At 38.8% G+C, this 24,312-nt stretch carries 22 protein-coding genes; 12 read left to right on the top strand and 10 right to left on the bottom strand.

The window, feature by feature from the left end; translation table 11 throughout:
- Positions 1 to 57: 57 nt before the first annotated feature.
- Positions 58 to 516, top strand: a complete 459-nt coding sequence (locus DRF67_RS01955) for a GyrI-like domain-containing protein (RefSeq protein WP_115926141.1) — start codon at positions 58 to 60, stop codon at positions 514 to 516.
- A gap of 161 nt (positions 517 to 677) precedes the next feature.
- Here the strand turns inward: DRF67_RS01955 and DRF67_RS01950 are convergent, their stop codons facing one another.
- Positions 678 to 1,031: a diacylglycerol kinase family protein gene (locus DRF67_RS01950; RefSeq protein WP_115926140.1), complete on the bottom strand. Its 354-nt coding sequence runs from the start codon at positions 1,029 to 1,031 to the stop codon at positions 678 to 680.
- A 184-nt stretch (positions 1,032 to 1,215) separates the two neighbouring features.
- On the opposite strand from DRF67_RS01950, the gene dnaN reads away from it, so the two are divergent.
- The 5 genes from dnaN to DRF67_RS01925 all read left to right on the top strand — a co-directional run bounded on the left by dnaN (position 1,216) and on the right by DRF67_RS01925 (position 8,083).
- Positions 1,216 to 2,346 carry a DNA polymerase III subunit beta gene (gene dnaN / locus DRF67_RS01945; RefSeq protein WP_115926139.1) on the top strand — a complete coding sequence of 377 codons (1,131 nt, stop codon included), beginning with the start codon at positions 1,216 to 1,218 and terminating at the stop codon, positions 2,344 to 2,346.
- 1,012 nt (positions 2,347 to 3,358) lie between these two features.
- Entirely contained in the window at positions 3,359 to 4,189 is an 831-nt protein-coding gene (locus DRF67_RS01940; RefSeq protein ID WP_115926138.1) for an AraC family transcriptional regulator, read from the top strand.
- A gap of 64 nt (positions 4,190 to 4,253) precedes the next feature.
- On the top strand, positions 4,254 to 4,865 hold the full coding sequence (locus DRF67_RS01935; protein WP_115926137.1) for a DUF417 family protein: 612 nt from the start codon (positions 4,254 to 4,256) through the stop codon (positions 4,863 to 4,865).
- Between the two features lie 220 nt (positions 4,866 to 5,085).
- Positions 5,086 to 7,488, top strand: a complete 2,403-nt coding sequence (pheT, locus tag DRF67_RS01930; RefSeq protein ID WP_115926136.1) for a phenylalanine--tRNA ligase subunit beta — start codon at positions 5,086 to 5,088, stop codon at positions 7,486 to 7,488.
- Between the two features lie 184 nt (positions 7,489 to 7,672).
- Positions 7,673 to 8,083, top strand: a complete 411-nt coding sequence (locus tag DRF67_RS01925; protein ID WP_115926135.1) for an META domain-containing protein — start codon at positions 7,673 to 7,675, stop codon at positions 8,081 to 8,083.
- Between the two features lie 50 nt (positions 8,084 to 8,133).
- Here DRF67_RS01925 and DRF67_RS01920 read toward each other — a convergent pair whose 3' ends face one another.
- From DRF67_RS01920 to DRF67_RS01885, 8 genes are all read right to left on the bottom strand, one after another.
- Entirely contained in the window at positions 8,134 to 8,373 is a 240-nt protein-coding gene (locus DRF67_RS01920) for a hypothetical protein (RefSeq protein ID WP_002977986.1), read from the bottom strand.
- A 51-nt stretch (positions 8,374 to 8,424) separates the two neighbouring features.
- Positions 8,425 to 9,315 carry a 3-hydroxybutyryl-CoA dehydrogenase gene (locus DRF67_RS01915; RefSeq protein WP_185142040.1) on the bottom strand — a complete coding sequence of 297 codons (891 nt, stop codon included), beginning with the start codon at positions 9,313 to 9,315 and terminating at the stop codon, positions 8,425 to 8,427.
- Between the two features lie 10 nt (positions 9,316 to 9,325).
- Positions 9,326 to 9,736: a hypothetical protein gene (locus tag DRF67_RS01910; protein WP_115926133.1), complete on the bottom strand. Its 411-nt coding sequence runs from the start codon at positions 9,734 to 9,736 to the stop codon at positions 9,326 to 9,328.
- Between the two features lie 55 nt (positions 9,737 to 9,791).
- Positions 9,792 to 10,673 carry a CGA/CIA family class A beta-lactamase gene (gene bla-A, locus DRF67_RS01905; RefSeq protein ID WP_115926132.1) on the bottom strand — a complete coding sequence of 294 codons (882 nt, stop codon included), beginning with the start codon at positions 10,671 to 10,673 and terminating at the stop codon, positions 9,792 to 9,794.
- 194 nt (positions 10,674 to 10,867) lie between these two features.
- Positions 10,868 to 11,374: a hypothetical protein gene (locus tag DRF67_RS01900; RefSeq protein ID WP_115926131.1), complete on the bottom strand. Its 507-nt coding sequence runs from the start codon at positions 11,372 to 11,374 to the stop codon at positions 10,868 to 10,870.
- 13 nt (positions 11,375 to 11,387) lie between these two features.
- Positions 11,388 to 14,369: a hypothetical protein gene (locus DRF67_RS01895; RefSeq protein ID WP_115926130.1), complete on the bottom strand. Its 2,982-nt coding sequence runs from the start codon at positions 14,367 to 14,369 to the stop codon at positions 11,388 to 11,390.
- A 701-nt stretch (positions 14,370 to 15,070) separates the two neighbouring features.
- On the bottom strand, positions 15,071 to 16,801 hold the full coding sequence (locus DRF67_RS01890; protein WP_115926129.1) for a cellulase family glycosylhydrolase: 1,731 nt from the start codon (positions 16,799 to 16,801) through the stop codon (positions 15,071 to 15,073).
- A 375-nt stretch (positions 16,802 to 17,176) separates the two neighbouring features.
- Positions 17,177 to 18,139, bottom strand: a complete 963-nt coding sequence (locus tag DRF67_RS01885; RefSeq protein WP_115926128.1) for a Gfo/Idh/MocA family protein — start codon at positions 18,137 to 18,139, stop codon at positions 17,177 to 17,179.
- A 116-nt stretch (positions 18,140 to 18,255) separates the two neighbouring features.
- Here DRF67_RS01885 and DRF67_RS01880 point away from each other — a divergent pair, with 116 nt between their 5' ends.
- The 4 genes from DRF67_RS01880 (at position 18,256) to DRF67_RS01865 (ending at position 21,325) form a co-directional block, all read left to right on the top strand.
- A complete protein-coding gene (locus DRF67_RS01880) occupies positions 18,256 to 18,906 on the top strand; it encodes a protein-L-isoaspartate(D-aspartate) O-methyltransferase (protein ID WP_115926127.1) in 651 nt (216 codons plus the stop codon).
- 754 nt (positions 18,907 to 19,660) lie between these two features.
- A complete protein-coding gene (locus DRF67_RS01875) occupies positions 19,661 to 19,924 on the top strand; it encodes a prevent-host-death protein (protein ID WP_115926126.1) in 264 nt (87 codons plus the stop codon).
- Between the two features lie 72 nt (positions 19,925 to 19,996).
- Positions 19,997 to 20,968, top strand: a complete 972-nt coding sequence (locus DRF67_RS01870; RefSeq protein ID WP_115926125.1) for a 2-hydroxyacid dehydrogenase — start codon at positions 19,997 to 19,999, stop codon at positions 20,966 to 20,968.
- A 63-nt stretch (positions 20,969 to 21,031) separates the two neighbouring features.
- Positions 21,032 to 21,325: a hypothetical protein gene (locus tag DRF67_RS01865; protein WP_115926124.1), complete on the top strand. Its 294-nt coding sequence runs from the start codon at positions 21,032 to 21,034 to the stop codon at positions 21,323 to 21,325.
- Positions 21,326 to 21,375: 50 nt separating this feature from the next.
- Here DRF67_RS01865 and DRF67_RS01860 read toward each other — a convergent pair whose 3' ends face one another.
- Positions 21,376 to 21,717, bottom strand: coding sequence for a hypothetical protein (locus DRF67_RS01860; protein ID WP_115926123.1), 342 nt, complete (start codon positions 21,715 to 21,717; stop codon positions 21,376 to 21,378).
- Position 21,718: 1 nt separating this feature from the next.
- Here DRF67_RS01860 and DRF67_RS01855 point away from each other — a divergent pair, with 1 nt between their 5' ends.
- Positions 21,719 to 23,704, top strand: a complete 1,986-nt coding sequence (locus tag DRF67_RS01855; protein ID WP_115926122.1) for a urocanate hydratase — start codon at positions 21,719 to 21,721, stop codon at positions 23,702 to 23,704.
- A 16-nt stretch (positions 23,705 to 23,720) separates the two neighbouring features.
- Positions 23,721 to 24,263 carry a Crp/Fnr family transcriptional regulator gene (locus tag DRF67_RS01850; protein ID WP_115926121.1) on the top strand — a complete coding sequence of 181 codons (543 nt, stop codon included), beginning with the start codon at positions 23,721 to 23,723 and terminating at the stop codon, positions 24,261 to 24,263.
- Positions 24,264 to 24,312: the final 49 nt, after the last annotated feature.

Below are 24,312 nucleotides of genomic sequence, written 5' to 3'. Positions count from 1 at the left end.
TCCTGACAGACTGTTGTCGCTGTCTGATCTTATCTTTACTGCAGATAAAATAAAAACATGGATAAAATCAGCATAGAACCCTATAAGGTCATCGGAATATCGGTAAGAACAACTAATGAAAACAATCTGGCAGCAAAAGATATCCCGCTACTATGGGAAAAATTTATAGCTGAAAATACGCTTTCCCGAATCCCCGGTAAAACCGATGAGGCCATATTGTCAATATACACTGATTATGAAAAAGATCATACAAGACCCTACACCACAATTCTTGGATGCAGGGTAGACAATCTGGATCATATTCCCGACGGAATGGTAGGCCGCTCTTTTGATGGTGGAGCCTATCTGAAGTTTACGGTGAAAGGTGACCTGACAAAAAATCTGGTGATCGATCAGTGGGTGAAAATCTGGGAAATGGAGCACGGAAGAATATTTACAGCTGATTTTGAAGTGTATGGGGAAAAAGCACAAAACCCGTCAGATGCAGAAGTAGATATTTTAATTGCCGTGAAATAAGCAGAACAAGGCGTCAAAAGCATTCATATCGGTTTTACAATAACTGCATGCAGAGAGAGTTCCCAATGATCATTCCCCGCTGATACCCTTCCCATAGAATGATGTTTGATGAGCGTAATGAAATTTCTTAAATGAATCTCTATAATTTTGTGAATCTGCTGCTAAAAGATATACTTCCAATACACAAGAATCCCAATAATCACAGAAGCAATGGCTGTTAGTACCACTGCACCGGCCGCAATATCTTTAATAAACGCGATTCTTTTGTCAAAATCCGGCTGGAGGATATCACAGACTTTTTCAATGGCAGTATTGAAAATTTCAGCACTTAAAACAGCAAAGGAAGCCATCAGCACCAAAGCACTGTCGGTATTGGTCAGTCTGAAATAAAAAATAAGGAAAAGGTTGGCAAAGAACGCCAGCACTTCAATCTGAAAATTCCTTTCCGTTTTCAGCATCATAAAAACACCCCGGAAAGCATTGAGAAAACTTTTGTGAATAGGAGGTTTTTGCATGATGTATCGCTTTTCACACAAAGATAGGCTTTGTATTTTGATAAAAAAATGAATCCCTCCAGAAATCAAAGCATAATGTCAAGGCGCAAAACAGATTAAGGATAATTGTTAAAAACTCCTCCATATTATTCTTTTCTTTGTTATATGTATTTATTATATTTGTAGAAACTTATTTTATAAATCTATGAAATTTATTATTTCAAGTGGTGAACTGCAGAAGGCTTTACAAACTGTAAGTGGCGTAATATCAAGCTCTCAGTCGAGACCGATTTTAGAAAACTATCTTTTTGAACTAGACGGAAATAATGTGACCATTACAGCATCTGACGGTGAGACGACTCTTGTAACTTCTTTGGAAGTGAAGTCTGATGACTCAGGTAAATTTGCTGTTCCTGCTAAAATTTTTCAGGATTTTATCAAGACCTATGGCGAACAGCCTCTGACATTTGTTGTAAAAGACAATGCCGAAGGAACGGGAAGCCAGCTTGAGATTTTAGATGAAAAAGACAATTTCGCAGTAGCATTGGATAATGCTGAGGACTATCCTGAGCTGCCTGAATTTGATGCTTCACAAAGCGTTACCATGTCGGCAGGAGTCCTATCTGAAGCTTTGACAAACACCCTTTTTGCGACCAGCAATGATTCTCTCCGTCCGGTAATGACAGGAGTTCTTTTCCAGTTTGGAGAAAACGAAACCAACTTCGTTTCTACAGACTCCCACAGATTGGTGGTGTACAAAAGAGCAGACCTGATGAACGCTGAACCCATGGAGTTTATCATGCCTAAAAAACCTCTGAACATTTTCAAAAATATCCTGGCAAGTTCCAATGAAGACGTGACGATCGACTTCAATGAGAATATGGCTAAGTTTACTTTTGGTAAGCATATCTGGATCTGTAGACTGATCGACGGAAAATATCCGAACTATACCGCGGTAATTCCAAAGGAAAATCCAAATGTATTGACAATCAACAGAAATCTTCTGTTGGGAGCGATCAAAAGAGCATCTATCATGTCCAATAAATCGACCAATCAGGTAAGATTTAAGCTTTCCGGAAACATTCTTCACCTTCATGCCGAAGATACCGAATATGCAAACAAAGCAGACATGCAGATCCCTTGTGACTACAACGGAGAAGATATCAATATCGGGTTCAGTTCAAAATTCCTAACTGAGATGCTGACCATCCTTGGATCTGATGATATCACAATGAAAATGTCTCAACCTAACAGACCGGGAATCATAGAACCTCTTGACGGTCTTGAAGAAAATGAAAATATCTTAATGTTATCAATGCCTGTAATCGGACTGTAATATTAACCTACAAATACTAAGAAAGCCGGAATTTTTCCGGCTTTTTTGGAATCTTACCATTTCGAAAATAAATTTGACCAGAGATGACGCGGATTTTCACAAATGGTGGGGTATATTTTCACGGATGATTCCAGTCTTGAACTTTTGTATACTTTTGCTTCAAGGCAAAAGTATAAGTAAGAAAAAAATAAATTTGCCCGCAGATTGCACAGATTTTCATGGATGTTTGAGCATATTTTTCACGGATGATTCCAGTCCTGAACTTTTGTATACTTTCGCTTCAAGGTAAAGGTATAGTAAGAAATGAAAAATTTAACCGCAGATGACGCGGATTTCCACGGATGTTTGAGCATATTTTTTTACGGATGATTCCAGTCCTGAACTTTTGTATACTTTCGCTTCAAGGTAAAAGTATAGTAAGAAATGAAAAATTTAACCGCAGATGACACGGATTTTCACGGATGTTTGAGCATATTTTTCACGGATAATTCCAGTCCTGAACTTTTGTATACTTTCGCTTCAAGGCAAAAGTATAGTAAGAAAAAAAAATTGCCCGCAGATTGCACAGATTTTCACAGATTTTGAGGATAACTTTTAAGAGAACTCTGTAGCAGAGCCATGGGAAATAGTTGTAAGTAAACCAATAACCGACCTAGGAATCAGGAGCGTTAAAAAAATTGGACTTGAATCCGTTAAGAAATTTCCACTGCCTGAGCATGGCCACACTATTGAACCGAAGAACGCACGTTGAAACCATGCGAGTTTGGAAATTTTAGGAGTCAAGGTCAATTTTTAGCGGATGATTCCAGTCTTGAACTTTTGTATACTTTTTCTTCAAGGCAAAAGTATAAGTAAGAAATGAAAAATTTGCCCGCAGATTATCACAGATGTTTGAGCATATTTTTCACGGATGATTTCAGTGTTGAATTTTTGTATAATTTTGTTTGACTTAGTCTAATCTTCGATTTCAAAACAAAGTATAAATAGAAAAGTATATCTGGAAATTTTCATCATGCAAATAGAAATAGAATCTTATCACACCTCAAATTTTCCATCAGAATTCAAAACTGAAAACTACAGTGTTGTTCTATGGCAAGGCAACGGTGTTTTTTCTGTAGATGATATCAACTATTCATACAGCGGAAGTCATATCCTTTTTCTTTCCCCTTATCAGAAACTGAAACTGGCTTCAGAGTCTGATGAAAAGATCTGTATGCTGTTTTTTCATGGTGATTTTTACTGTATAGAATACCATAAAGAAGAAGTGGCCTGCAACGGACTTCTCTTCAATAATATCTACCTGAATCCTGGTATAGCACTTTCAAAAGAGAATTATAAATACATTCTGGAAGTTTTCAGTCATATTAAAAAAGAAAAAACTGAGGCGCATCCATTTTCTGAATCAATTATCAAAACATATATACAATTGATTCTTGCCCTTGGAAGTAAACAGAAAAGCAGTTCTGAAAACAGTATTGCTTCTACTGATAAATTACCCAATAAAAACGCAGCAGAATTTCAGAAGCTGTTGGAAACCTATTATAAGAGTGGCAAAGATTTGTCTTTTTACAGTGACAGGCTGAATATGACCAGTAACGCTTTAAGTAAAGCGGTGAAAAAAGAATTTGGGAAAACTCCCACTCAGCTGATCAATGAAAGAATCATTCTGGAATCCAAAAAGCTTCTTCATCTTACTTATCGTTCCATCAAAGAAATTGCTGCGGAACTTGGATTTACGGATGAATTTTATTTCAGTAGGTATTTTAAAAAATCAGTGGGCTGTTCCCCAAAAAAATACAGGGAGAAGGTGGGGATTTCGATAGTGGCGAAAATGTCCATGTAATGTCCTCATCTATCTATGTTGAAACAGCAGGCATGTGAATACTTTTGTTAAAAAAAGTAAACATATGCAGAACAGTAATGTATACAACAGTTTGGTAAGGTGGGATGCCTATTTCCTTAATTTTTTAAGAATTTCAGTTTTTGTAGTGATGGCCTGGATTGGCGGGCTAAAGGCGTTTCAGTATGAGGCCGATGGTATCGTTCCTTTTGTTGCCAATAGTCCTTTGATGAGTTTTTTCTACAAGGATGCGGGAAACAAAGTTTTTAATGGGGACCATAAACTGGTTTCAGAATACACGCTTTACAAAAATCCCGAAGGAAAAGTGGTAAAGAAAAATATCGACTGGCATCAGCAAAACGGAACCTACCGGTTTGCGTACGGGCTGGGTACTATGATCGTATTGATTGGTCTGTTGGTGCTGTTGGGTATCTGGTTTCCTAAAACAGGGGCATTGGGAGGAGCATTGATCTTTTTGATGTCTTTGGTAACTTTGTCATTTTTAATAACGACCCCTGAAGTATACGTTCCCAATCTGGGCGGTGATTATCCTACGCCGGAGTATGGATTTCCCTACCTTTCCGGAGCTGGACGTCTGGTTTTAAAAGATATCATTATGATGGCTTCAGGCCTTGTATTATTTTCTGACAGCCTGAAGAAAGTTTTGAAGCCAAGTTGATAACTGCTTTGATGAGTTTGTCTCTTCTGTACAAGGAGGATGAATAAAATTAATTATCTTAAAGTGGTTTGTAAATTTCTCTATTTCTCAAAAAAACACGACATTTGTACCTCGAAAACCACAGGAATAATCAGGTGGAAATTCAGAATAAAATTTCAAAATAGAGAAGATGAAACCGCTGTGTTCCATCTGACCAATTAAAACGTAGATAGATAAACAAATGAAAATATCAAACAACTGGCTGAAGGACTTTGTAAAAACGGAATTGAAAACTGAAAGAATCGGTGAATTCCTTACAGATATTGGTCTTGAAGTTGAAGGGATAGATAAATTTGAAAGTGTAAAAGGCAGCTTGGAAGGAATCGTTGTAGGTAAAGTCTTAACCTGCGAGAAGCATCCGAATGCAGACAAACTGAAGAAGACAACAGTAGATGTAGGAAACGGGAAAGTGCTGAATATTGTGTGCGGAGCTCCTAATGTAGAAGCAGGGCAAACTGTTCCTGTAGCCGTTGTCGGAACCAAAATCTATGACAAAACAGGAAACTTTTTTGAAATTAAAGAAGCAAAGATCAGAAGCGAGGTTTCTCAAGGGATGATCTGTGCCGAAGATGAACTGGGTCTTAGCGAAGATCATGGCGGAATCATGGTGTTGGATGAAACAAAATATGAAGTAGGGAAAAACTTCGCTGATTATTTTGAATTGGCTAATGATGAGGTTTTTGAGATCGGATTAACGCCAAACAGAACAGATGCAATGTCTCACTATGGTGTGGCAAGAGATCTTCATGCCTATCTTTCTACCAACCAGCAGAAATCGCAGTTTATTAAAGTAGCTTCAGAAGCCTTACATAGTGAAGGATCACATGATTTCAAACTGGAAATTGAAGATGCAGAGCTTTGCCCGAGATATATCGGGGCCGTGATTGAAGGCGTACAGGTAGCTGAATCTCCCAACTGGCTAAAAGACAGGTTGAAAGCGATCGGACTAAGTCCAATCAATAATGTGGTAGATATTACCAACTATATCCTTCACGGATATGGACAGCCCCTTCATGCATTTGATGCAGATAAAATTGCAGATAAAAAAGTCAAAGTGGGAGTTGTAAAAGCAGGAACAAAATTCACGACTTTGGATGGCGTGGAAAGAACATTGAACGGTTCCGAAATCATGATAAAAGATGGTAAAGATAACCCAATGTGTATTGCAGGGGTCTTCGGTGGTGAGAACTCCGGAGTATCTGAGACCACAAAAACGATATTCCTTGAAAGTGCTTACTTTAACCCGATTGCAGTAAGAAAAGGAGCAAAAGCCCATAGCTTGAATACAGATGCTTCTTTCAGATTTGAAAGAGGAGTAGATCCTAATATTACAAGAACTGCTATTACCCATGCTATTAAACTGATTCAGGAGATTGCTGAAGGAAAACTGGTAGGAGAGCTGTTGGAAGAATATCCTGTTAAAATTGAAGACCACTATGTGATTATAAGATTTTCAAAAATCGAGCAGATTTTAGGAACAAAAATTCACAGGGAAAAAGTAAAGGAAATTTTAAAAGCTTTAGAAATTCAGGTTTTAAACGAAATTCCTAACGGTTTTGAAATCTCTGTTCCTGCTTACAGAGCAGATGTAACAAGGGAAATTGATGTGATTGAAGAGATCCTGAGAATTTATGGTTATAACAAAATAGATGCTCCACAGAAAATTTCTTTCACCCCTGTTAAGCTTAGCGCAAACGATCAGGATGAATTGGAAAACAGCTGGGCAAGAACTTTACAGAGCCTTGGGTTCAATGAGGTGATGAATAATTCACTGACTTCCGTTAAGGATGAAACCGATGCCGTAAAACTCCTAAACCCGCTTAGTAATGATCTGGCATTCATGAGAAAATCTCTTTTGGAAGGACTTCTTGAGAATGCTGTCTATAATATCAACAGAAAAAACCAGGACATCAAATTCTTCGAATTGGGGAAAATTTATCATAAGCGTGATAAATATGAAGAGAGAAAGCAGTTGGCAATTCTTGTGTCAGGAAGAGATATGGCAGAAAACTGGCTGCAGCCAAAATCGGCAGTAAGCTTCTATAACCTGAAAGCGTATGTTAAGGTGTTATTGGAGAGATTGGGAGTTGACTTTAAAGAAACGGCTCTTTCTGATGACAGATTCTCTGATGCCTTAGCTTATGAAGCAGAAGGAAAAACCCTGGTAAGAATCGGAAAAGTAGCACCGCAACTGATGAAAGATTTTGATATTGAGCAGGACTGTTTCTATGCTGAAATAGAATTGGAATTCGCACAGGAACTACGCTCTGAAAAAGAACTGAAGTTTAAGGATATTCCGAAGTTCAACAAGATCAGAAGAGACCTTGCATTACTGATTGATAAGAATGTAAACTACCAGGATCTGTATCAGACGGCGAAAAAGAATAAGTCTCCATTTATTAAAGCCATCAACTTATTCGACGTCTACGAAGGTAAAAACCTTCCTGAAGGCAAGAAGTCGTATGCCATGAGTTTTGAACTGTTAAATGAAGAGAAAACACTGGAAGAAAAAGAAATTACAGAAGTAATGGATTCGCTTATCAAATCTTTCCAGAAGGAATTTAATGCTGAGCTTAGATCTTAGTCATTAAAAAAATATTTTATTATCATTGAAACGGACTTTTAAAGTCCGTTTTTTTGTACTGAATATTAGGACGGCTAAGGCAAAAAATATTCTGTTTCTCAAATGTTAAAGAATAATAAAACTCTTTCCGGCCCGTTTAAATAATATAATTTCCGTAAATTTGGATTAATTCAAAAAGAAAAAAATGAAAAAGCTTTTTTTAAGTATATGTACAGCAGCAGTAATGGCTTCATGTGGAACCATGACCAGCCCGTCTGCCTCTAAAGTAGGAAAGGCTCAGCCGGCTCTTGCCAATACAAAATGGATTCTGGCTGACAATGTGAAAGGAAAAATTCCGACATTGAATATAGAAGGAGAAAAAATTACCGGAAATGCAGGTTGCAATAACTATTTCGGAACCGCAAAAGTAGATCCGTCTACAGGTGGTTTCTCTGCCGGTCAGATGGGGTCTACCAAAATGATGTGCAACAACATAAGCGTAGAACAGAACTTTATGGATATGATGGGTAAAGCGAACAAATATGTGATTTCCGGAAATACCCTGGAACTGTATAAAGACAATCTCTTGCTATTGAAATTCAGCAAATCAGAATAAAAAAAATAAAAGGAACTCCATGGAGTTCCTTTTTTATGTTTAGAGTGTTATTAATCTTCCTCTTCTTCGTCGTACTTAGCCAACTCTTCATCGCACCATTTAAATGCTGCCTCCACTACTTTAGTAGCTTCGTCTGCCATCGTTTCTTCATCATCACCTTCAAGATCATCTAACCACTCAACTTCTTCTTCCTCAACGTTTAAGATAAATCTTGGATATTCTGTGTGGACTACGAATAGATCTTCTGGAAATTCCGAATTATCTGCTAATAAAAACTTTGGTAATTTCATTTTTTTAATGTTTTAACTTTCTCAAAGATAAATAAAATTATTGACTTAAAATTACTTCGAAAACATTTTTGAAACTTTTTCAGCTTTTTTGCTTTCAGAATAATCATAGAAACCTTCTCCCGATTTTACGCCTAGTTTTCCTGCTGTTACCATGTTTACCAGCAGTGGGTTAGGTGCATATTTAGGGTTTTTGAATCCGTCGTACATCACATTCAGGATCGCAAGGCATACATCAAGACCGATAAAATCCGCCAGCTGAAGGGGTCCCATCGGATGAGCCATACCCAGTTTCATTACCGTATCAATCTCTTCCACACCGGCAACACCGTTGTAAAGTGTCTCAATAGATTCATTAATCATTGGCATTAAAATTCTGTTGGCCACAAAACCAGGATAATCATTTACCTCTACCGGAACTTTACCCAAGGTTTTGCTCATCTCATACACTGCATCGAACGTTTCTTTAGAAGTAGAATATCCTTTGATGATTTCTACAAGCTTCATAATAGGAACAGGGTTCATAAAGTGCATCCCAATCACTTTATCTGCCCTTTTCGTAACCGCCGCAATTTTGGTGATAGAAATAGATGAGGTATTGGTTGCCAGGATACATCCTGCAGGAGCCAGTTCATCCATCTGCCCGAAGATTTTCAGTTTTAGATCCAGGTTTTCTGTGGCAGCTTCTACAACAAGGTCAGCACTTCCCACCGCATCATTAAGGGCAGTAAAAGTAGTGATGTTGCCCAGCGTTTCTGCTTTTTGTTCTTCCGTAAGGTTTCCCTTTGCAATTATTCTGTCAAGATTAGTAGTAATGGTCTTCAACCCTCTGTCTAAAGCCTCCTGTGATACATCTACAAGATTCACTTTAAAACCGCTTTGTGCGAAAGTATGCGCAATACCATTTCCCATGGTTCCTGCTCCGATAACTACAATGTTTTTGATCATTTTTCCTTTATTTTTTATAGATAGTTAAATTTTTTGCATTCATGAGTTCCTGCTGATGCACGATCGCTGTGGAATCAAAAAAGACCATTCCGTTTCGTTCCTCTTTTCTTTTGTTGTTTTGATTGGAAACAATGGCCGAAAGCCCACGGGTAAGTCTGCTTTTCTGATTTCTTGTCATCCGGTCTGTGCCTACATACAGATTAAATTCACCTTCTCTTCCCAATCCGCTCTGCAACAGAATTTCAAGGTTTTTGAGCCTGTTTTTTTTCTTAAATTCTTTGAGGTAGCTGATGACAGGCTTTTCAGAGGGCGGGCCGCAGCATACACTTCCATAGCTGATCTCTAAATAATTTTGATTCTTTTGTGAAAAAAAGAATGTGACACAAAATACAGCCGCTGCTGATAGTACTTTTTTCATAATGATGAATTCAAAGAATCATGTAATTCTCCGCTCTAAAATTAAGCTTAATATTTTACTTATTAAAATCGTCCCAGACGGTTTTGGAAATATCCGAAATTATTTTGCAGTTCGTAGCATCCGTTTCAGTGGAGTTGCTTACAAATATGGCAATTGCATACTGTTTACCGTTGGGAAGGGTAACGATTCCCATATCATTTTCTGCAATAGTGAGAATGCTGTCACGCTTCCCGGAAGACCCTGTTTTGTGTGCCACCGGTGTATTTTTAGGTAACTGTTCAACCAGCTTATTCATTCCGGTTTTTGTTCCCAGCATCATTTGAATTAGATCATCTGTTGAATTTTTAGAAAGAAGTTTACCGTAATGAAGTTTCTTCAGGACCTCTGTAATGGAATTGACTGTACTGTAATTTTCATACAATGAATCCCAGCCTTTAAGAGCCATATCATGTTCATTATGTCTGATCTGAAAATTTTTCACTCCCCTGGAATTCATAAACTGCTGTACAGCTTTTGTGCCCCCGATCAGGTTTAAAAGAACGTCACAGAGATTATTATCACTCAATGCAACCGTATAATCAATCACTTCCCTTAGGCTGGCTTCCATATTTCCCTTTGGGTGCTGATCCCGAAACGGTGACCATGTGTTTTCGTGAAGATCAGATTTTTTGATGAAAACCTTTTGATCCAGCGACAGTTTTCCATGGTCTACAAGATCCAGTGCAGTACATGCAATATGGAATTTAAAAACACTCATCATCGGAAGTTTCAGATCTCCATTTTTGCTGTATTTAAAATGATGATCAAATCCAACAACAGAGATTCCTACTGTTGCTTTTTTATCTTTCGTGATTATATTGATCTTTTGATCCAAGGTTGTTTTCTGTGACAATACAAATGTTGAAATCAAAAGAAATAGGAATGCTATTTTTCTCATAGGGTAAATTTAAAATATTTCTATGTGAGATCCATGATGATGCTTTGCTTCATATAAGATTTAATAACTATATGGGTTATGGTAGGGAAAAAATAGCTAATGCTAGGAACAATGATCCAAAAAAATAATCCGGAGAAATTCCGGATTATTTCAAAGTATAAAAGTATCAGTGTACTGCGAAACCATGATGGATACTAAAAGTAAGTCCATTTTGTTCCGTTAAATACAGCAATCTGATTAGTAGCGGTATCATATACCATAAGCCCTGTCGGGGGAGAAGAAAATCTTTGTGCAGGTTGGTTCACCAAAGGTAACAGCAAAGCTTTATTTCCTTCTGTTGCTTCGAGAATTAAAATTCCGTCAGCCGTAGACTTATCAGCTCCGATAATCATTTTCTTTCCGTTTTCATCAGAACCTGAGGGAGCTCCTCCGATCGTTCCTCCGCTTACAGGGCTGCTCCAGGCCGGGGTTGTTCCTCCATAGTATCTAAAGCTTCCTGTGGCCGTATCCCAGGCCAAAGTGCCTTCACTTGCGTTCATCGTGGTAACATTCTCTACTTTAGGCAGAGCGATCCCTCTGTTGGAAGAATTTCCGAATTCCAACAGGCAGCTGCTGTTAGTCACAGAGCTTTTACCAATCGCAACTTGTGATTTCATTTCTGCTGTAATCAGCAAAATCACAATTAAAAATATATTTTTCATTCTTTTTGTTTTTTTAATTACAGAAAACAGAACCACTTGTGGTTCCCAATCTTCTCCACTCCGTTCCGTTATATACTTTAAATGCTTTTTCAGTCGTGTCATAGATAAACATTCCTTTTACCCAATCTCCGGCAGGAATATTGTTAACCGAAGAAATTCTTGGGATCACCATTCCTTTAGATCTGGCATTAAGTTCCAGCCAGCTATCTGAAGCCGATGGTGTCCATCCTGGAATTGAGGATATACCGATTTGCCCACCAGAAACCGTACTGCCGCTTATCTGCAGATTGGCTTTGGCTAATGTAAAATACGAATTGGCATTATCTGTAAAATTGGCTGCAGCATCAATTGTGCTACCAGTTCTTAAAACTCTCTGATAAATAGGATTGGTAAACGATTCATCCTTGGAAATCAGCATGTAATAGCTTTCGCCGGCTGCAAGAGCAGGAATATTTGTCGCATCAAAACGCAGGTTCACACATCCGACACCATTGGTATCTGTTGCTTTCCATCTGGCACCAAGTGGAGTATTGAATGCGGTACCGTCAACAGCAGTAATCGCACTTCCGGTAAAGGTCTGAGCTCCATTGTTTGAGGCAAAAACCATATACTGGCCATCTGTTAAAAGATTGGCATGGGTGTTATTCTGATTAATGAAGTCCTTATCTGTGGATACCGTGATAAGAGGCGTTGGCTGCCCACCGTCATTATTAATAGATTTTGAAATTCTTTGATCTAAACCTCCTGTTAGATCTTTTGCAATCCCAAAAATATCATAACGATAAGTTGCATCAGCATTGAATATGGAAGCACCTGAGCTGTTACGGTAATGAGCATCAGCGGTAAGATCCGTAAGGGTCGTCCCGTATTTTATAGCAAGATAGGTTTCCACCTGTCGACGCTGCGTCCCTGTCAATGCATTTCCGAATGCAATATGCTCCGCAATCTGGGCTGTTACTCCCACGTCATTACCGGACATACTCGACTGGTTGTTGGCTCCATACACAAATCCTCCCTGACCAATATATACAGTTTGACCCGTAAGATTTGTACCGATTGCGCTACCATTCAGCCTGTGCTGTACCGTTCCATCGACAGCGCTCAGGCTCACATTCGAGATATTGGATAGAGTAGTGCTAAGCGCCGGATTGAGAACTGTATTCGTCATGATACCGCTGTTGGACGTATTTCCTCTCGAGTAGTAATTGGCCTGATGTAAGGCATTCCAGTCGTAAATAAACTGCCCTGAAGCAGAATTGTTAAGGTCAAAATTTACCCCAAAGAAACGGTTGTTGGCGGTCCAGACATTATCTTTGATCACGTAAAACATTTCTAATTCGGATGTAGACCCCTCAAAAGGAGCAACGCTTTCATTCCCTAATGTCTGGTTGGTCGCCGTAAAATCGAGGTAAGGATTAAAATTGAAGTTTGCAGCAGTGGCCGCATTGTTTACCGAGATATAAGCTGGCATTGTAGTAACATCAGCGACCTGGGAAGACTTGATCCCAAACATCTGGTCTACCCATTGATTAACAGTTCCGGAAGGAGCCGTAACCTCTTTGTCTGCCCTGTTCCAGAAAACCCCTAATACACCTCCGGGACCAACAGGTGTTCCCGCAATCGTAAAGTAAAAGGTACCATTGGAAGTAAATCCGCTGAATGCATTCGACGCCGCCTGGTATGCTGCACTTACATACTCTTCTCCATCAACCGTATTTACATTAGCTCCAATAGGAATAAAATGATTATTACCCGAAAAATCCGGCGTGGTGCTCATGATCAGGTAAGTTGGTTTGCCGCTTAGGTTAAAGCTATTGATCAAACCTTTAAGAATATTAAAATAGACGTCATCGGTTCCGGTAACATTATAGTTGCTGGTCTGTGCTTTCCAGACTTTGGAAAAGCGGTGGGTAACCAATGGGAAGTTAGCGTTGGTATATTCTGTAAATCCAAGGATACCATTGCTGCCCCACATCAGAAATTCATGATCATTATCAAATGAGTAATTGGCTGCATGGGTAGCATTGTCCTGTGATGCTACATTGCCTAAGCTGATCAGCATTTCATTGGTACTGTTGATGCTTTTGGACTGTACCTGTTTTAAGGCACTGGCATCATCCCGCCCGATTCCGGCAATATTTTTGGCATATTGGGAGTTCAATGTTGCATCCCATATAATTGTCCCTTGCGAGTTTACATAATGATAAGGAGTCGTTTGATCCAGAGAGGTGGCATACTTGATAGCCAGGTAAGAGCGTACTCTTTGAGTTTCACTGTCTGTAAGCACTCGTTCATAAGCAATCACCTCTGGTATATAGCCGTCAGTAACTTCCGGTTGTGCTCCCAAAACAGAACCATTAGCTGTGAGTGCATAACCGGCAGCAAAAGTGCCTGATGAGGTCGCAACATAAGAATTTAGACCATACTTGATTCCATTAGATACTCCTACCTCCCATGATACATCAGATAAATAAGTTTTTCCGATATCCAGTTTTTGGTTGAAAGTATTGGCTGGCGAAGCATATGGATACAGCTGCATGGTTTTATTTCCCGTGGAACTTGCCGTTAATACAGGGTAATTAGCCTGTATAAGACCCGTGCCCGTACCTGTTGCTCCAAAACCCAGGTAATCGCGGAAGCTAGAATCAGAATTTCTGTTGACCAATACAAAAATATTACCATTTAACCTGTTGGCAGTAAAAGGTTTGCCCGAAGGCACCACCATAAACCGTGCATCCGCTCCGGTAGTACCGAAGTCAACCACTGGATTAAAATTAAATTTTGCCGTAGCTGGCTGTAATGAAGGCTGTCGGGAAGCGTTAGTCTGAGTGTAATCATTCCCCGCAGTAGATTGATCAGTCCATTGAGAAGGTGTAAATCCACTGTCTGATTTTAACCAAATCCTCAAATCTGTCTGCACCCCGCCTGGTGCCTGCGCATAAGCACCAAAGCTCCCCATCAATGTAATGACAAGACGATAAACTTTTTTTTTCATTAGTAAAATTTTAGCTTTTTTATGCTAAAACTATACCAAATGTTAAATTTTTTATTATGTAAGTGATTGTATATCAGATTGTTTGATTATTATTTTAACATAAATTGCTATATAAGTTTATATTAATAATTTAATGAAGTTTTTTATTGAAAAAAAATAATAAAAATGCTTTTTAGATAAAATTAAATTGCTTTTCTATAAATATGTTTTTTTTTAAATTATCCCTTTCAATCGGCGATTCGAAAGGTTTCAATGGGTCACCTTCTCATGGTATAAGACAAAAATAAAAGCGGATTTGGCGGAGAAGTTGGGGGCAAAGCAAAAAGTCGAGTTAATATGAATAGAAACATAACATTGATCTACTGAAGGAAGATGATCTTTGATTTTAGCATAACTATAAAAGAAGTCGACCACAAAGGATACGAATTTTCACAGATGTTTGAGGATATTTTTGGAGGTATATACTTTTGGTTGACTCATCTTCGACTTCAATACAAAAGTCTAAATGGAAAAATATTCCGTTTCTTCCCAACTTGTGTACTTGATCGATAAAACGTATCAAAACAAAGATAGTTGCCGAAATAAACCGGCAACTATCTTAAATATCAATAATTTTATCTTGTTAATCTGTAACCTTACCTGGGACTGTTTATGATCATACAGACATTTACATTCGCATCTTTTGGTCTTTTGCGATTCTTTTATTTTATGTCAAAATAATTCAGATTCACACCATTATTTTCAAAAACGACCCTGAATTTGTTTTCCCCTTTTTGAAGATGTATATTTTTTACCATTGCACTTTTCCAGGTTTCATTTTTTCCGGTAGCCGGCAGCTGAATGGTCGCTAACAATTTTCCCGATGCATCCTCCAACCTTACCCCGGCCGGATTGATACTGGAATATCTGATTTCAAACGTAAAATTTTTATCAGCTTTCGAATGGAAAGTATATTGCATCCATTCGCCTGTTTCTGTTTTTCCTACATAATATTGATTCGTTATCCGGTCTTTGCAGGGGTAAATATCTACACCGTCATTTCTCATCTGCTGCCCGGAGTTCCACTCAGAGCGTTTTGCCGGATCGCTGACCCAAAGATTGATAAAATCTTTATCCAGATAGGCAGATCCGATTCTTCCCAGATCATATTCCGAAGCAAATATTCTTCCCGGAACCTGATGATTTCTGAAAGGTCTGGTCGTTTCCTCTTTTACCTGTCTGAACATCGCATCGATAACGTCATCTTTTACTTCTACATTGCTAAATTTATAATGGTCGGCGATCTGCATGAGTGCTTTTTTAGCATATTCCGCGGACGGTTTCTCACCACCGTTTTTCCAGTAATCCAATAACTTCTCATATTCCGGAGTTGTTTTTACATTCGTGATTCCTGCGATATTATCTATCTTTTTCATTGGCCAGAAGGCATAGCCTATATTATGCTTATCCAAAAGTTGGATCAGCTCTGTAAACCACACATTAGAATTTTCCCCGGTTTCTCCAAGCCATATCGGGATATTGTGTTTCTGTCTCAGATCTAATGCAAATTGTATTGTTTGGTCGTCGTTGTAGTTCCAGTATTTATGAAAGCTGAATACCATATTACGGTCCCAAAGAGCAGGCAGGCCATTGTAGTTATTTCCCCATCCGTTTCCTTCTATAAAGATAATATGTTTCTGATCTACCTCCCGGATCGCTGTTGTAATGTCTTGCTGAAGTTTCCAGAGCGGAGCATTAGACATTTCATCAGTACCATTTGGATTTTTCCCGGTAAAGTTGATGTTCGGTTCATTAATAATATCATAGCCGCCAATCCATGGTTCGTTTTTATAACGTTCTGCAAGCTTTTTCCAGAGTGCGATCGTTTTCCTCTGATTCTCTTCGTTGTCCCAAAGAGAAGGCTTCGATTTATCATTATCAGAAATATTCGCATCATTGCCCTGTCCTCCCGGGGCGGCATGAAGATCAAGGATCAGATAGACCTTATTTGCTTTACACCACTCAAGCAGATCATCAGTCATTTTAAAACCTTCGTCCAGCCAGGTATCTTTTCCTTTTACCGTTTCTTTCTCGATAGGAAGGGTATACAGGTTGTAATGCATCGGAAGCCTGATGGAATTGAATCCTGCTTTTGCTAAAAAGTCAATATCTTGTCTGGTAATTCCGTTTTTCAGATAAGCACGATAAAACTCCTGCATCCCGCCTTCGCCAATAAGCTCCGCTATTTTTTCCTTGATTCTAAATTGCGGTCCTGCAAAATCAGCTGTTTTTAGCATATAGCCTTCCTGGAGCATCCAGCCGCCCAGACCTAGGCCTCTCAACTGAACATTCTCGCCTTTATCATTAACGATTTTCTGACCAGAAGTCTTTAATAATTGTGATGTCCCAAATTGAGACAATAAAAATGCGGATAATACAAGGGCTCTTTTCATAATAGTTTAAATGATTTAAAAAAGTAGGGTATATTCTAGAAATTGGTCATAATGGATCGTGACATCATCAGAGTCAACACTCAGACCTTTTATTTTGCCAGGTATCCATTGGGTATGTACAACAAAATTTTTCAATTATCTATTGAATGTTTTTTCAAATATATTGTTTTTTTTGTTGTAAAAATTACTTTATAATGATAAATCTTTACTTTTTCTGTTTTTGAAAAGTATATATCTGAAGAATGCTATAATGTTTATACTTAAAGCAGTTGAGGAATTTTTTGATAATTGCAATTCATCTCGTAATCATTTTTCTTCTGATCACGAGATAGAATTGTAAGGACTGCCAAGAATAGGGCAGATTTTATTTTGACATCAGCTGATGAGCTTCATAATTTCGAGAGCAACTTTCAGGGCTTCAGTTCCGTCTTCAAGAGAAACTTCCACATTTTTATCTCCCGTGATGGCATCCGCAAAAGAGTTCAGTTCATCGAGGATCGCATTATTAGGCTGAATATTCGGGTATTCGAAAAGGATTTGATTTTTTTCCCCTTCTGCATTTTCAATAATCATATCAAATGGAGTAGGGTTCTCCGGAGCGTCCTGCATCCTGATCACTTCCGCCTTTTTTTCCAGAAAATCCACAGATATATAGGCATCCTTCTGAAAGAATCTGCTTTTTCTCATGGCTTTCATAGAAATTCTTGAGGTGGTAAGATTGGCTACACAACCGTTTTCAAATTCTATTCGGGCATTGGCAATATCAGGCGTCTTGCTTACCACACAAACGCCGCTGGCGTGAATGTTTTTTACTTTGGACTTGGCAATACTCAACAGAATATCCAGATCATGAATCATCAGATCCAGAACCACAGAAACATCAGTACCCCGGGGGTTAAATTCTGCAAGTCTGTGTATTTCGATAAACATTGGGTTGTTGATGTATTCCTTCGTGGCACTAAAGGCCGGATTGTACCGTTCCACATGGCCTACCTGGGCTTTAATACCATTTTCCTGACACAGGCGTAAAATCTCTTCCGCCTCTTCAAGAGTTTGGGTAACCGGTTTTTCAATGAAAAAGTGAAGTCCTTTTTTAATGGCCTTTACCGCATAATCATAATGGTAAATCGTCGGAGTAACAATATCCAGCATATCGATCTGCTCCAGGAGCTCATCAAAATGTTCAAAATATTTATATCCGAATTCGGCTTCTAATTTTTTCCCGTTTTCAACATCTTTATCATGGAAACCTACAAATTCGTATCGATCAGATTGATTAAGGAGTTTCAAATGTATTTTCCCCAAATGTCCGGCACCTACCAAACCTGCTTTTAACATAGCTGTATTAAATTTTTGTAAAGATAAGAAAGAAGTTACATTGGAGAAGCAGTTTTTGTGGATAAATCTTTCCTCCGATTTATACAATCTAAAATCTAATTTCTTACTTTTGTCCCATGCAGGATTCGTTTGTACATAAAGGAAAAAGAAAGAATTTAGTTGAATATCTTCGATACAGAATCGGTATTTCGGATGACAATGTACTTTCGGCAATGAGTGAAGTTCCAAGACATCTTTTCATTGAAAGTATTTTTGAAGACTTTGCCTATGAAGACAGGGCTTTCCCTATTCTGGCACATCAGACAATCTCCCATCCATCCACCGTAGCGGAACAGTCTGAGCTGCTGCAGGTAAAAGCCGGGGAAAAAATACTCGAAATAGGAACCGGCTGCGGATATCAGACTGCCGTTTTGCTCACCATGAAGGCTCACGTATATACCGTAGAAAGACAGAAAGATCTTTTTGATTTTTCTAAAAAGAAATTGCGTGAACTCCACCTGTATCCCAAATTTCAAAGTTTTGGTGATGGTTTTGCGGGGCTTCCTACCTTTGCTCCCTTCGATAAAATTATTGTAACCTGTGGAGCTTCGGTTCTTCCGACAGAGCTTTTGAAGCAGCTGAAAGTAGGCGGAAAAATGGTAATTCCTTTAGGACCTACGGATGAGCAGGTGCTATACAGGTTTACAAAAGTAGGACCCACAGAATTTGAAAAAGAAGAATTTGGCGCCTATAAATTTGTTCCTATGCTGGGCAATACCAATCAATAATTGACGATCTGAAAACAGGGGAAAGTTAGGTGCTCTTACGATATGAAAACCTCGAACCATCCTATTTAAGATAAGGCCTGATCTGCGGAATTGGGGGTAAATATCTATTGTCTAAACCAAGCTGGTTTCTATCTAAAGAAACGAACCTCGGATCAGGTATAAAAGTTGTGGAGAAACGAAATTTTTTTTCCTGTTATACTTTTGCCTTGAAGCAAAAGTATACAAAAATTCAAGACTGGAATCATCCACTAAAAATTGACCTTGTCTCCTAAAATTTCCAAACTCGCATGGATTCAACATTGGTTATTCGACTCAATAGAGTGGCCATGCTCAGACACTGGAAATTTTTTAACGGATTCAAGATCAATTTTTTTAACACTCCTGATTCCTAGGTCGATTAAAAAATACTTACAACTATTTTTCTTAGTTCTTATTGGGTTGAAAGCCGATTAAAAAAAACTCTGAAAATATCCTCAAACATCTGTGGTTAATTTTTTTTTACTTGTACATTAAAACCGAAGATTATCTCTCTTTAGTCGATGAATGTTATTTCTACAGACTCAAACAGTGATTGGTCTACAATCCCAATATTATTTTTTCTATTCATATTAACGCAACTTTTTGCTTGCCCTCCAACTTTTGCGCTTGATTCCCAAATCTCAGTCTGTTTTTTTAATCATAATTTAAAATACTTTAACCTGTTCGGAACGGAAATTGGACTTACCTATGACCTAATCACTTAAATCTTATTATTATGGATACGAACAGATTTAAATCATCACACGATTTCAGTAATATTGAGAAGAATTTGCATAATAATCCTGGCTACAGTATAGAAAGCTATTCACAGCAAGCCAAAGATTATATCAATGAAATGAAAAGTAAGAACCAGGAGGCTACCAAACAGGGATTTTTGAGTCATGCCCAAAAATCAGCAAAAGAAGTCTGGGAAGAGATTCAGGAAATTGCTTCTGAAGCCTGGGAGAAAAATAAAAAGCATGCGGATGAAAATGAATAATTTTAATATTAAAGTTCAGTAACCTTACTTTTGCAAGTGAGGTTTTTTATTTAAACAGATTAACGGATATTTATGAGAGTTTTTATCAATAAAAGGATTCCGGAGCTGGGAATCACAATGCTTGAAGAGGCTGGATTAGAGGTAATCCTTCCGGAACATGATGATCTTTCCTATGAAGAATGGCTGAAGTACTGTCAGGACGCTGATGCTATTTTGAGTATAGGGAGCGATTTTAAATACGATAAGAAATTTTTTGAAGCTTGTCCCAATATTAAAGCGATTGCCTTGTATTCAGTGGGCTTTGACCATGTTGATATTCAGGAAGCCAATCAAAGAAATATTCCTGTAGGAAATACACCGGATGTTTTGAGCAGAGCCACCTCTGATGTCGCTTTTCTACTGATGCAGTCGGTATCCCGAAGAGCAAGCTATAATTTTCAGAAAGTAAAAGAGGGCAATTGGAAAACATTTGATCCGTTACATGCATTAGGACAGGAGCTTTACGGAAAAACTTTAGGGATCTTCGGACTGGGGAGGATTGGTTTTGAAATGGCAGAAAAGTCCAGAAAGGCTTTTGATATGAACATCATATACCATAACCGCCATCAGAATGAGCAAGCCGAAAAAGAGCTGCAGGCACAGTATGTATCCTTTGAAGAACTGATTGCCCATTCAGATGTACTTAGTGTGCATGCCAGTTTTACGCCTGACCAGAAAGAGCTTTTTAATCGTTCAGTATTTGAAAAAATGAAACCCAATGCTATTTTTATCAATACCGCAAGAGGGGGCTTTCATCAGCAGCAGGATCTTTACGAAGCATTGGTCAATGGGGCGATCTGGGGGGCAGGGCTTGATGTGACCAATCCTGAGCCCATGTCTGAAAATGATCCTATATTGGAGCTTTCAAATGTGTGTGTGCTTCCGCATATAGGTTCTGCTACCATCGAAGCCCGGAATGGAATGGCAAGGCTGGCCGCAGAAAATATTATTGCTTTTTCTAAAGGAGAAAAGATGCCACATTGTGCCAATCCTGAAGTTTATTAAGGCATCGAATACCATCTTGGAATTATTTTTGTTCTGAATATATAAATATTAAAACACTAGATTATGGCACCAGAAGATAATATTAATGAGCAAAACAGAGAACTGGAAAAAATGGATTACGATTCCAACGAGGATATTTTTAAAAAAGAAAAACACATTTCGCTGGATGGCGATGGCAACCCTATTTTTGATGAAGATGAAGACGATGATAAAATTGATAAAGGACTTGACATCCCGGGCGCAGAAGACGATGATGCTATGGAAGAAATAGGAGAAGAAGATGAAGAAAATAATTATTGGAGTCTCAGTGACAATGAAGATGACCATGAAGAAGAAAATGATGATGTTTTAACATAATAAGGCATACCCGTAAATAATGAACCTTGCTGAATTACAGTGAGGTTTTTTTATATTATAAGAGTTAATATGTGGGGACCATTTCCCTTTGGAGAATGAGATTGCAGGTGTGCTATTCCAAATATAATAGTAAGTGAACAAAATGTGATGATATGCAGATTCAATACTTTTGCATAAGCCATAAGCCATAAGCCATAAGCCATAAGCCATAAGCCATAAGCCATAAGCCATAAGCCATAAGCCATAAGCCATAAGCCATAAGCCATAAGCCATAAGCCATAAGCCATAAGCCATAAGCCATAAGCCATTTTCCCTTTTACTTGTCTATATTTCCTAATTTGAATATCTTTAAAACTTAAAAAATTGTTTAAACATAGAACTTTAAATAGCAATATGACATTTCAAGAACAGATACAGCAGGGAATTCCCAATCAGCTGCCACAGCAAAAACCATACGAGACCAACATCAACCATGCTCCGAAGCGTAAGGAAATTTTAGGCGAGGAAGAAAAAAAGCTGGCATTAAAGAATGCACTGCGTTATTTTGATCCTCAGTTTCATGCTGAGTTAATCCCTGAATTTAAGCAGGAGCTGGAAGATTATGGGAGAATTTATATGTACCGCTTCCGTCCGGATTATGAGATGAAAGCGAGACCCATTTCAGACTATCCCGGAAAATCCGAACAGGCAAAAGCCATCATGCTGATGATTCAGAATAATCTGGATTATGCTGTAGCGCAACACCCTCATGAGCTGATTACCTATGGCGGAAATGGTGCGGTCTTTTCCAATTGGGCGCAGTATCTTCTGACGATGAAATATTTGTCTGAAATGTCGGATGAGCAGACGTTGGTCATGTATTCAGGACACCCAATGGGGCTTTTTCCTTCCCATAAAGATGCTCCAAGAGTAGTGGTGACCAACGGAATGATGATCCCGAATTATTCGAAACCGGATGACTGGGAGAAGTTTAATGCGCTTGGAGTAACCCAATACGGGCAGATGACGGCGGGAAGCTATATGTACATTGGACCGCAGGGAATTGTTCATGGAACAACAATCACGGTTTTAAATGCTTTCAGAAAAATTAAAAAAGAACCGCAGGGAGGTCTTTTTGTAACCTCCGGACTAGGCGGAATGAGTGGCGCTCAGCCTAAAGCAGGGAATATCGCCGGCTGTATTACCGTATGTGCAGAAGTAAACCCGAAGATCACCAAGATCCGTCACGATCAGAAATGGGTGAATGAGATCCATGAAGATCTTGATGCTCTGGTACTGAGAGTAAGAGATGCGCAGGCTCATAAAGAAACGGTCTCCCTGGCTTACCTGGGGAATATTGTAGAAGTTTGGGAGAAATTTGCTCAGGAAGACCTGAGAATCGATATCGGGTCAGATCAGACTTCCCTTCACAATCCATGGGCTGGTGGCTATTATCCGGTTGGACAGACTTTTGAAGAATCCAATACAATGATGGCCGAAAATCCTGAGTTATTCAAAGAAAAAGTTCAGGAAACATTGAAAAGACATGCGGCAGCCATCAATAAACATACTCAGAAGGGAACGTATTTCTTTGATTACGGAAATGCCTTCCTGCTGGAAGCTTCTCGTGCAGGAGCAGACGTGATGGCAGAAAACCCTACACTGGGAAGAGAATTCAAATATCCAAGCTATGTTCAGGATATTATGGGCCCTATGTGTTTCGATTACGGTTTCGGACCATTCCGTTGGGTATGTACCAGCGGAAATCCTGAAGATCTGCAGAAAACAGACGATATCGCTTGCTCGGTATTGGAACATATGATCAAAAGCTCTCCTGAAGAAATTCAGCAGCAGATGAAAGATAATATCCAATGGATCAAAGGCGCTCAAGAAAATAAATTGGTGGTAGGATCCCAGGCAAGGATTCTGTATGCAGATGCAGAAGGTAGAATGAAGATTGCTGAGGCTTTCAACAAAGCCATTAAAAACGGAGAGATAGGTCCTGTGGTATTGGGCAGAGATCATCACGATGTCTCCGGAACAGATTCACCGTACAGAGAAACGTCCAATATTTATGACGGTTCCCGTTTTACTGCTGATATGGCCATTCACAACGTGATCGGAGATAGTTTCCGGGGGGCAACCTGGGTGTCTATTCACAATGGTGGTGGAGTAGGCTGGGGAGAAGTAATCAACGGAGGTTTTGGAATGCTGCTTGATGGAAGCGATGATGCGGACAGGAGACTGAAATCTATGCTTTTCTGGGATGTAAACAACGGAATCTCAAGAAGAAGCTGGGCAAGAAACGAAGGTGCTATTTTTGCCATTAAAAGAGCCATGGAAGCAGAACCCAACCTGAAAGTGACTCTTCCGAATCTGGTAGACGAAAATTTACTGTAATACATACCATTCAACTTTGGCAACAATCAATAAAAAATTATTTGCCCATCTCAATGTAGAGGATCATGATCCTGTATGGGAGAAGTTTGCGGAAGTTGAGTTTTCAAAAAAAACTGTATTTCCGGACAAGAAAGCCTATCTTGTAGAAGATGGCATTGTCCGGAAATATTATATCAGCAGCACATCGGAAATTGAAACCGAAATTTGTGCGGAATTCTACTTTCCCGGAGATATTTTCACCGTTGAAGAAAAAGGTTCTGATGCTGTTTATGAGTCCCTAAATAAAGGGTTGGCCTGGGAAATTACCCTGGATGAGGTGAAGGAAATGTTTGCCTTCAATCCCCATTGCCGTTTCGTTCAGAATTATTACCTGAGCAGAAAGCTGAATGCAGCGATGAAAAGGGAAATGCTTCTTCTGAAAAATACTCCTCAGGATCTGTATGAATATCTGCTGAAGAACAAACCCCATTATATTCAGAATATTCCTTTAAAATACCTCGCATCTTACATCGGGATCACACCTATTTCTTTAAGCAGGATCAGAAAAAGGATTATGTAAGCTGGAAGAGGGGAGCAGGGAGTTGGAAGTTACTCTCAGTCTTTAGATT

It is taken from the genome of Chryseobacterium pennipullorum (assembly GCF_003384725.1).
Classification (GTDB): Bacteria; Bacteroidota; Bacteroidia; order Flavobacteriales; family Weeksellaceae; genus Chryseobacterium; species Chryseobacterium pennipullorum.
The sequence above is the reverse complement of the archived record's forward strand: the minus strand, read 5'-3'. Positions and strand labels throughout refer to the sequence as shown.

Coding starts and splice junctions, on each gene's coding strand:
- DRF67_RS01955 (WP_115926141.1), top strand. CDS start 58: ATGGATAAAATCAGCATAGAACCCTATAAGGTCATCGGAATATCGGTA.
- DRF67_RS01950 (WP_115926140.1), bottom strand. CDS start 1,031: ATGCAAAAACCTCCTATTCACAAAAGTTTTCTCAATGCTTTCCGGGGT.
- dnaN (WP_115926139.1), top strand. CDS start 1,216: ATGAAATTTATTATTTCAAGTGGTGAACTGCAGAAGGCTTTACAAACT.
- DRF67_RS01940 (WP_115926138.1), top strand. CDS start 3,359: ATGCAAATAGAAATAGAATCTTATCACACCTCAAATTTTCCATCAGAA.
- DRF67_RS01935 (WP_115926137.1), top strand. CDS start 4,254: ATGCAGAACAGTAATGTATACAACAGTTTGGTAAGGTGGGATGCCTAT.
- pheT (WP_115926136.1), top strand. CDS start 5,086: ATGAAAATATCAAACAACTGGCTGAAGGACTTTGTAAAAACGGAATTG.
- DRF67_RS01925 (WP_115926135.1), top strand. CDS start 7,673: ATGAAAAAGCTTTTTTTAAGTATATGTACAGCAGCAGTAATGGCTTCA.
- DRF67_RS01920 (WP_002977986.1), bottom strand. CDS start 8,373: ATGAAATTACCAAAGTTTTTATTAGCAGATAATTCGGAATTTCCAGAA.
- DRF67_RS01910 (WP_115926133.1), bottom strand. CDS start 9,736: ATGAAAAAAGTACTATCAGCAGCGGCTGTATTTTGTGTCACATTCTTT.
- bla-A (WP_115926132.1), bottom strand. CDS start 10,673: ATGAGAAAAATAGCATTCCTATTTCTTTTGATTTCAACATTTGTATTG.
- DRF67_RS01900 (WP_115926131.1), bottom strand. CDS start 11,374: ATGAAAAATATATTTTTAATTGTGATTTTGCTGATTACAGCAGAAATG.
- DRF67_RS01895 (WP_115926130.1), bottom strand. CDS start 14,369: ATGAAAAAAAAAGTTTATCGTCTTGTCATTACATTGATGGGGAGCTTT.
- DRF67_RS01890 (WP_115926129.1), bottom strand. CDS start 16,801: ATGAAAAGAGCCCTTGTATTATCCGCATTTTTATTGTCTCAATTTGGG.
- DRF67_RS01885 (WP_115926128.1), bottom strand. CDS start 18,139: ATGTTAAAAGCAGGTTTGGTAGGTGCCGGACATTTGGGGAAAATACAT.
- DRF67_RS01880 (WP_115926127.1), top strand. CDS start 18,256: ATGCAGGATTCGTTTGTACATAAAGGAAAAAGAAAGAATTTAGTTGAA.
- DRF67_RS01875 (WP_115926126.1), top strand. CDS start 19,661: ATGGATACGAACAGATTTAAATCATCACACGATTTCAGTAATATTGAG.
- DRF67_RS01870 (WP_115926125.1), top strand. CDS start 19,997: ATGAGAGTTTTTATCAATAAAAGGATTCCGGAGCTGGGAATCACAATG.
- DRF67_RS01865 (WP_115926124.1), top strand. CDS start 21,032: ATGGCACCAGAAGATAATATTAATGAGCAAAACAGAGAACTGGAAAAA.
- DRF67_RS01855 (WP_115926122.1), top strand. CDS start 21,719: ATGACATTTCAAGAACAGATACAGCAGGGAATTCCCAATCAGCTGCCA.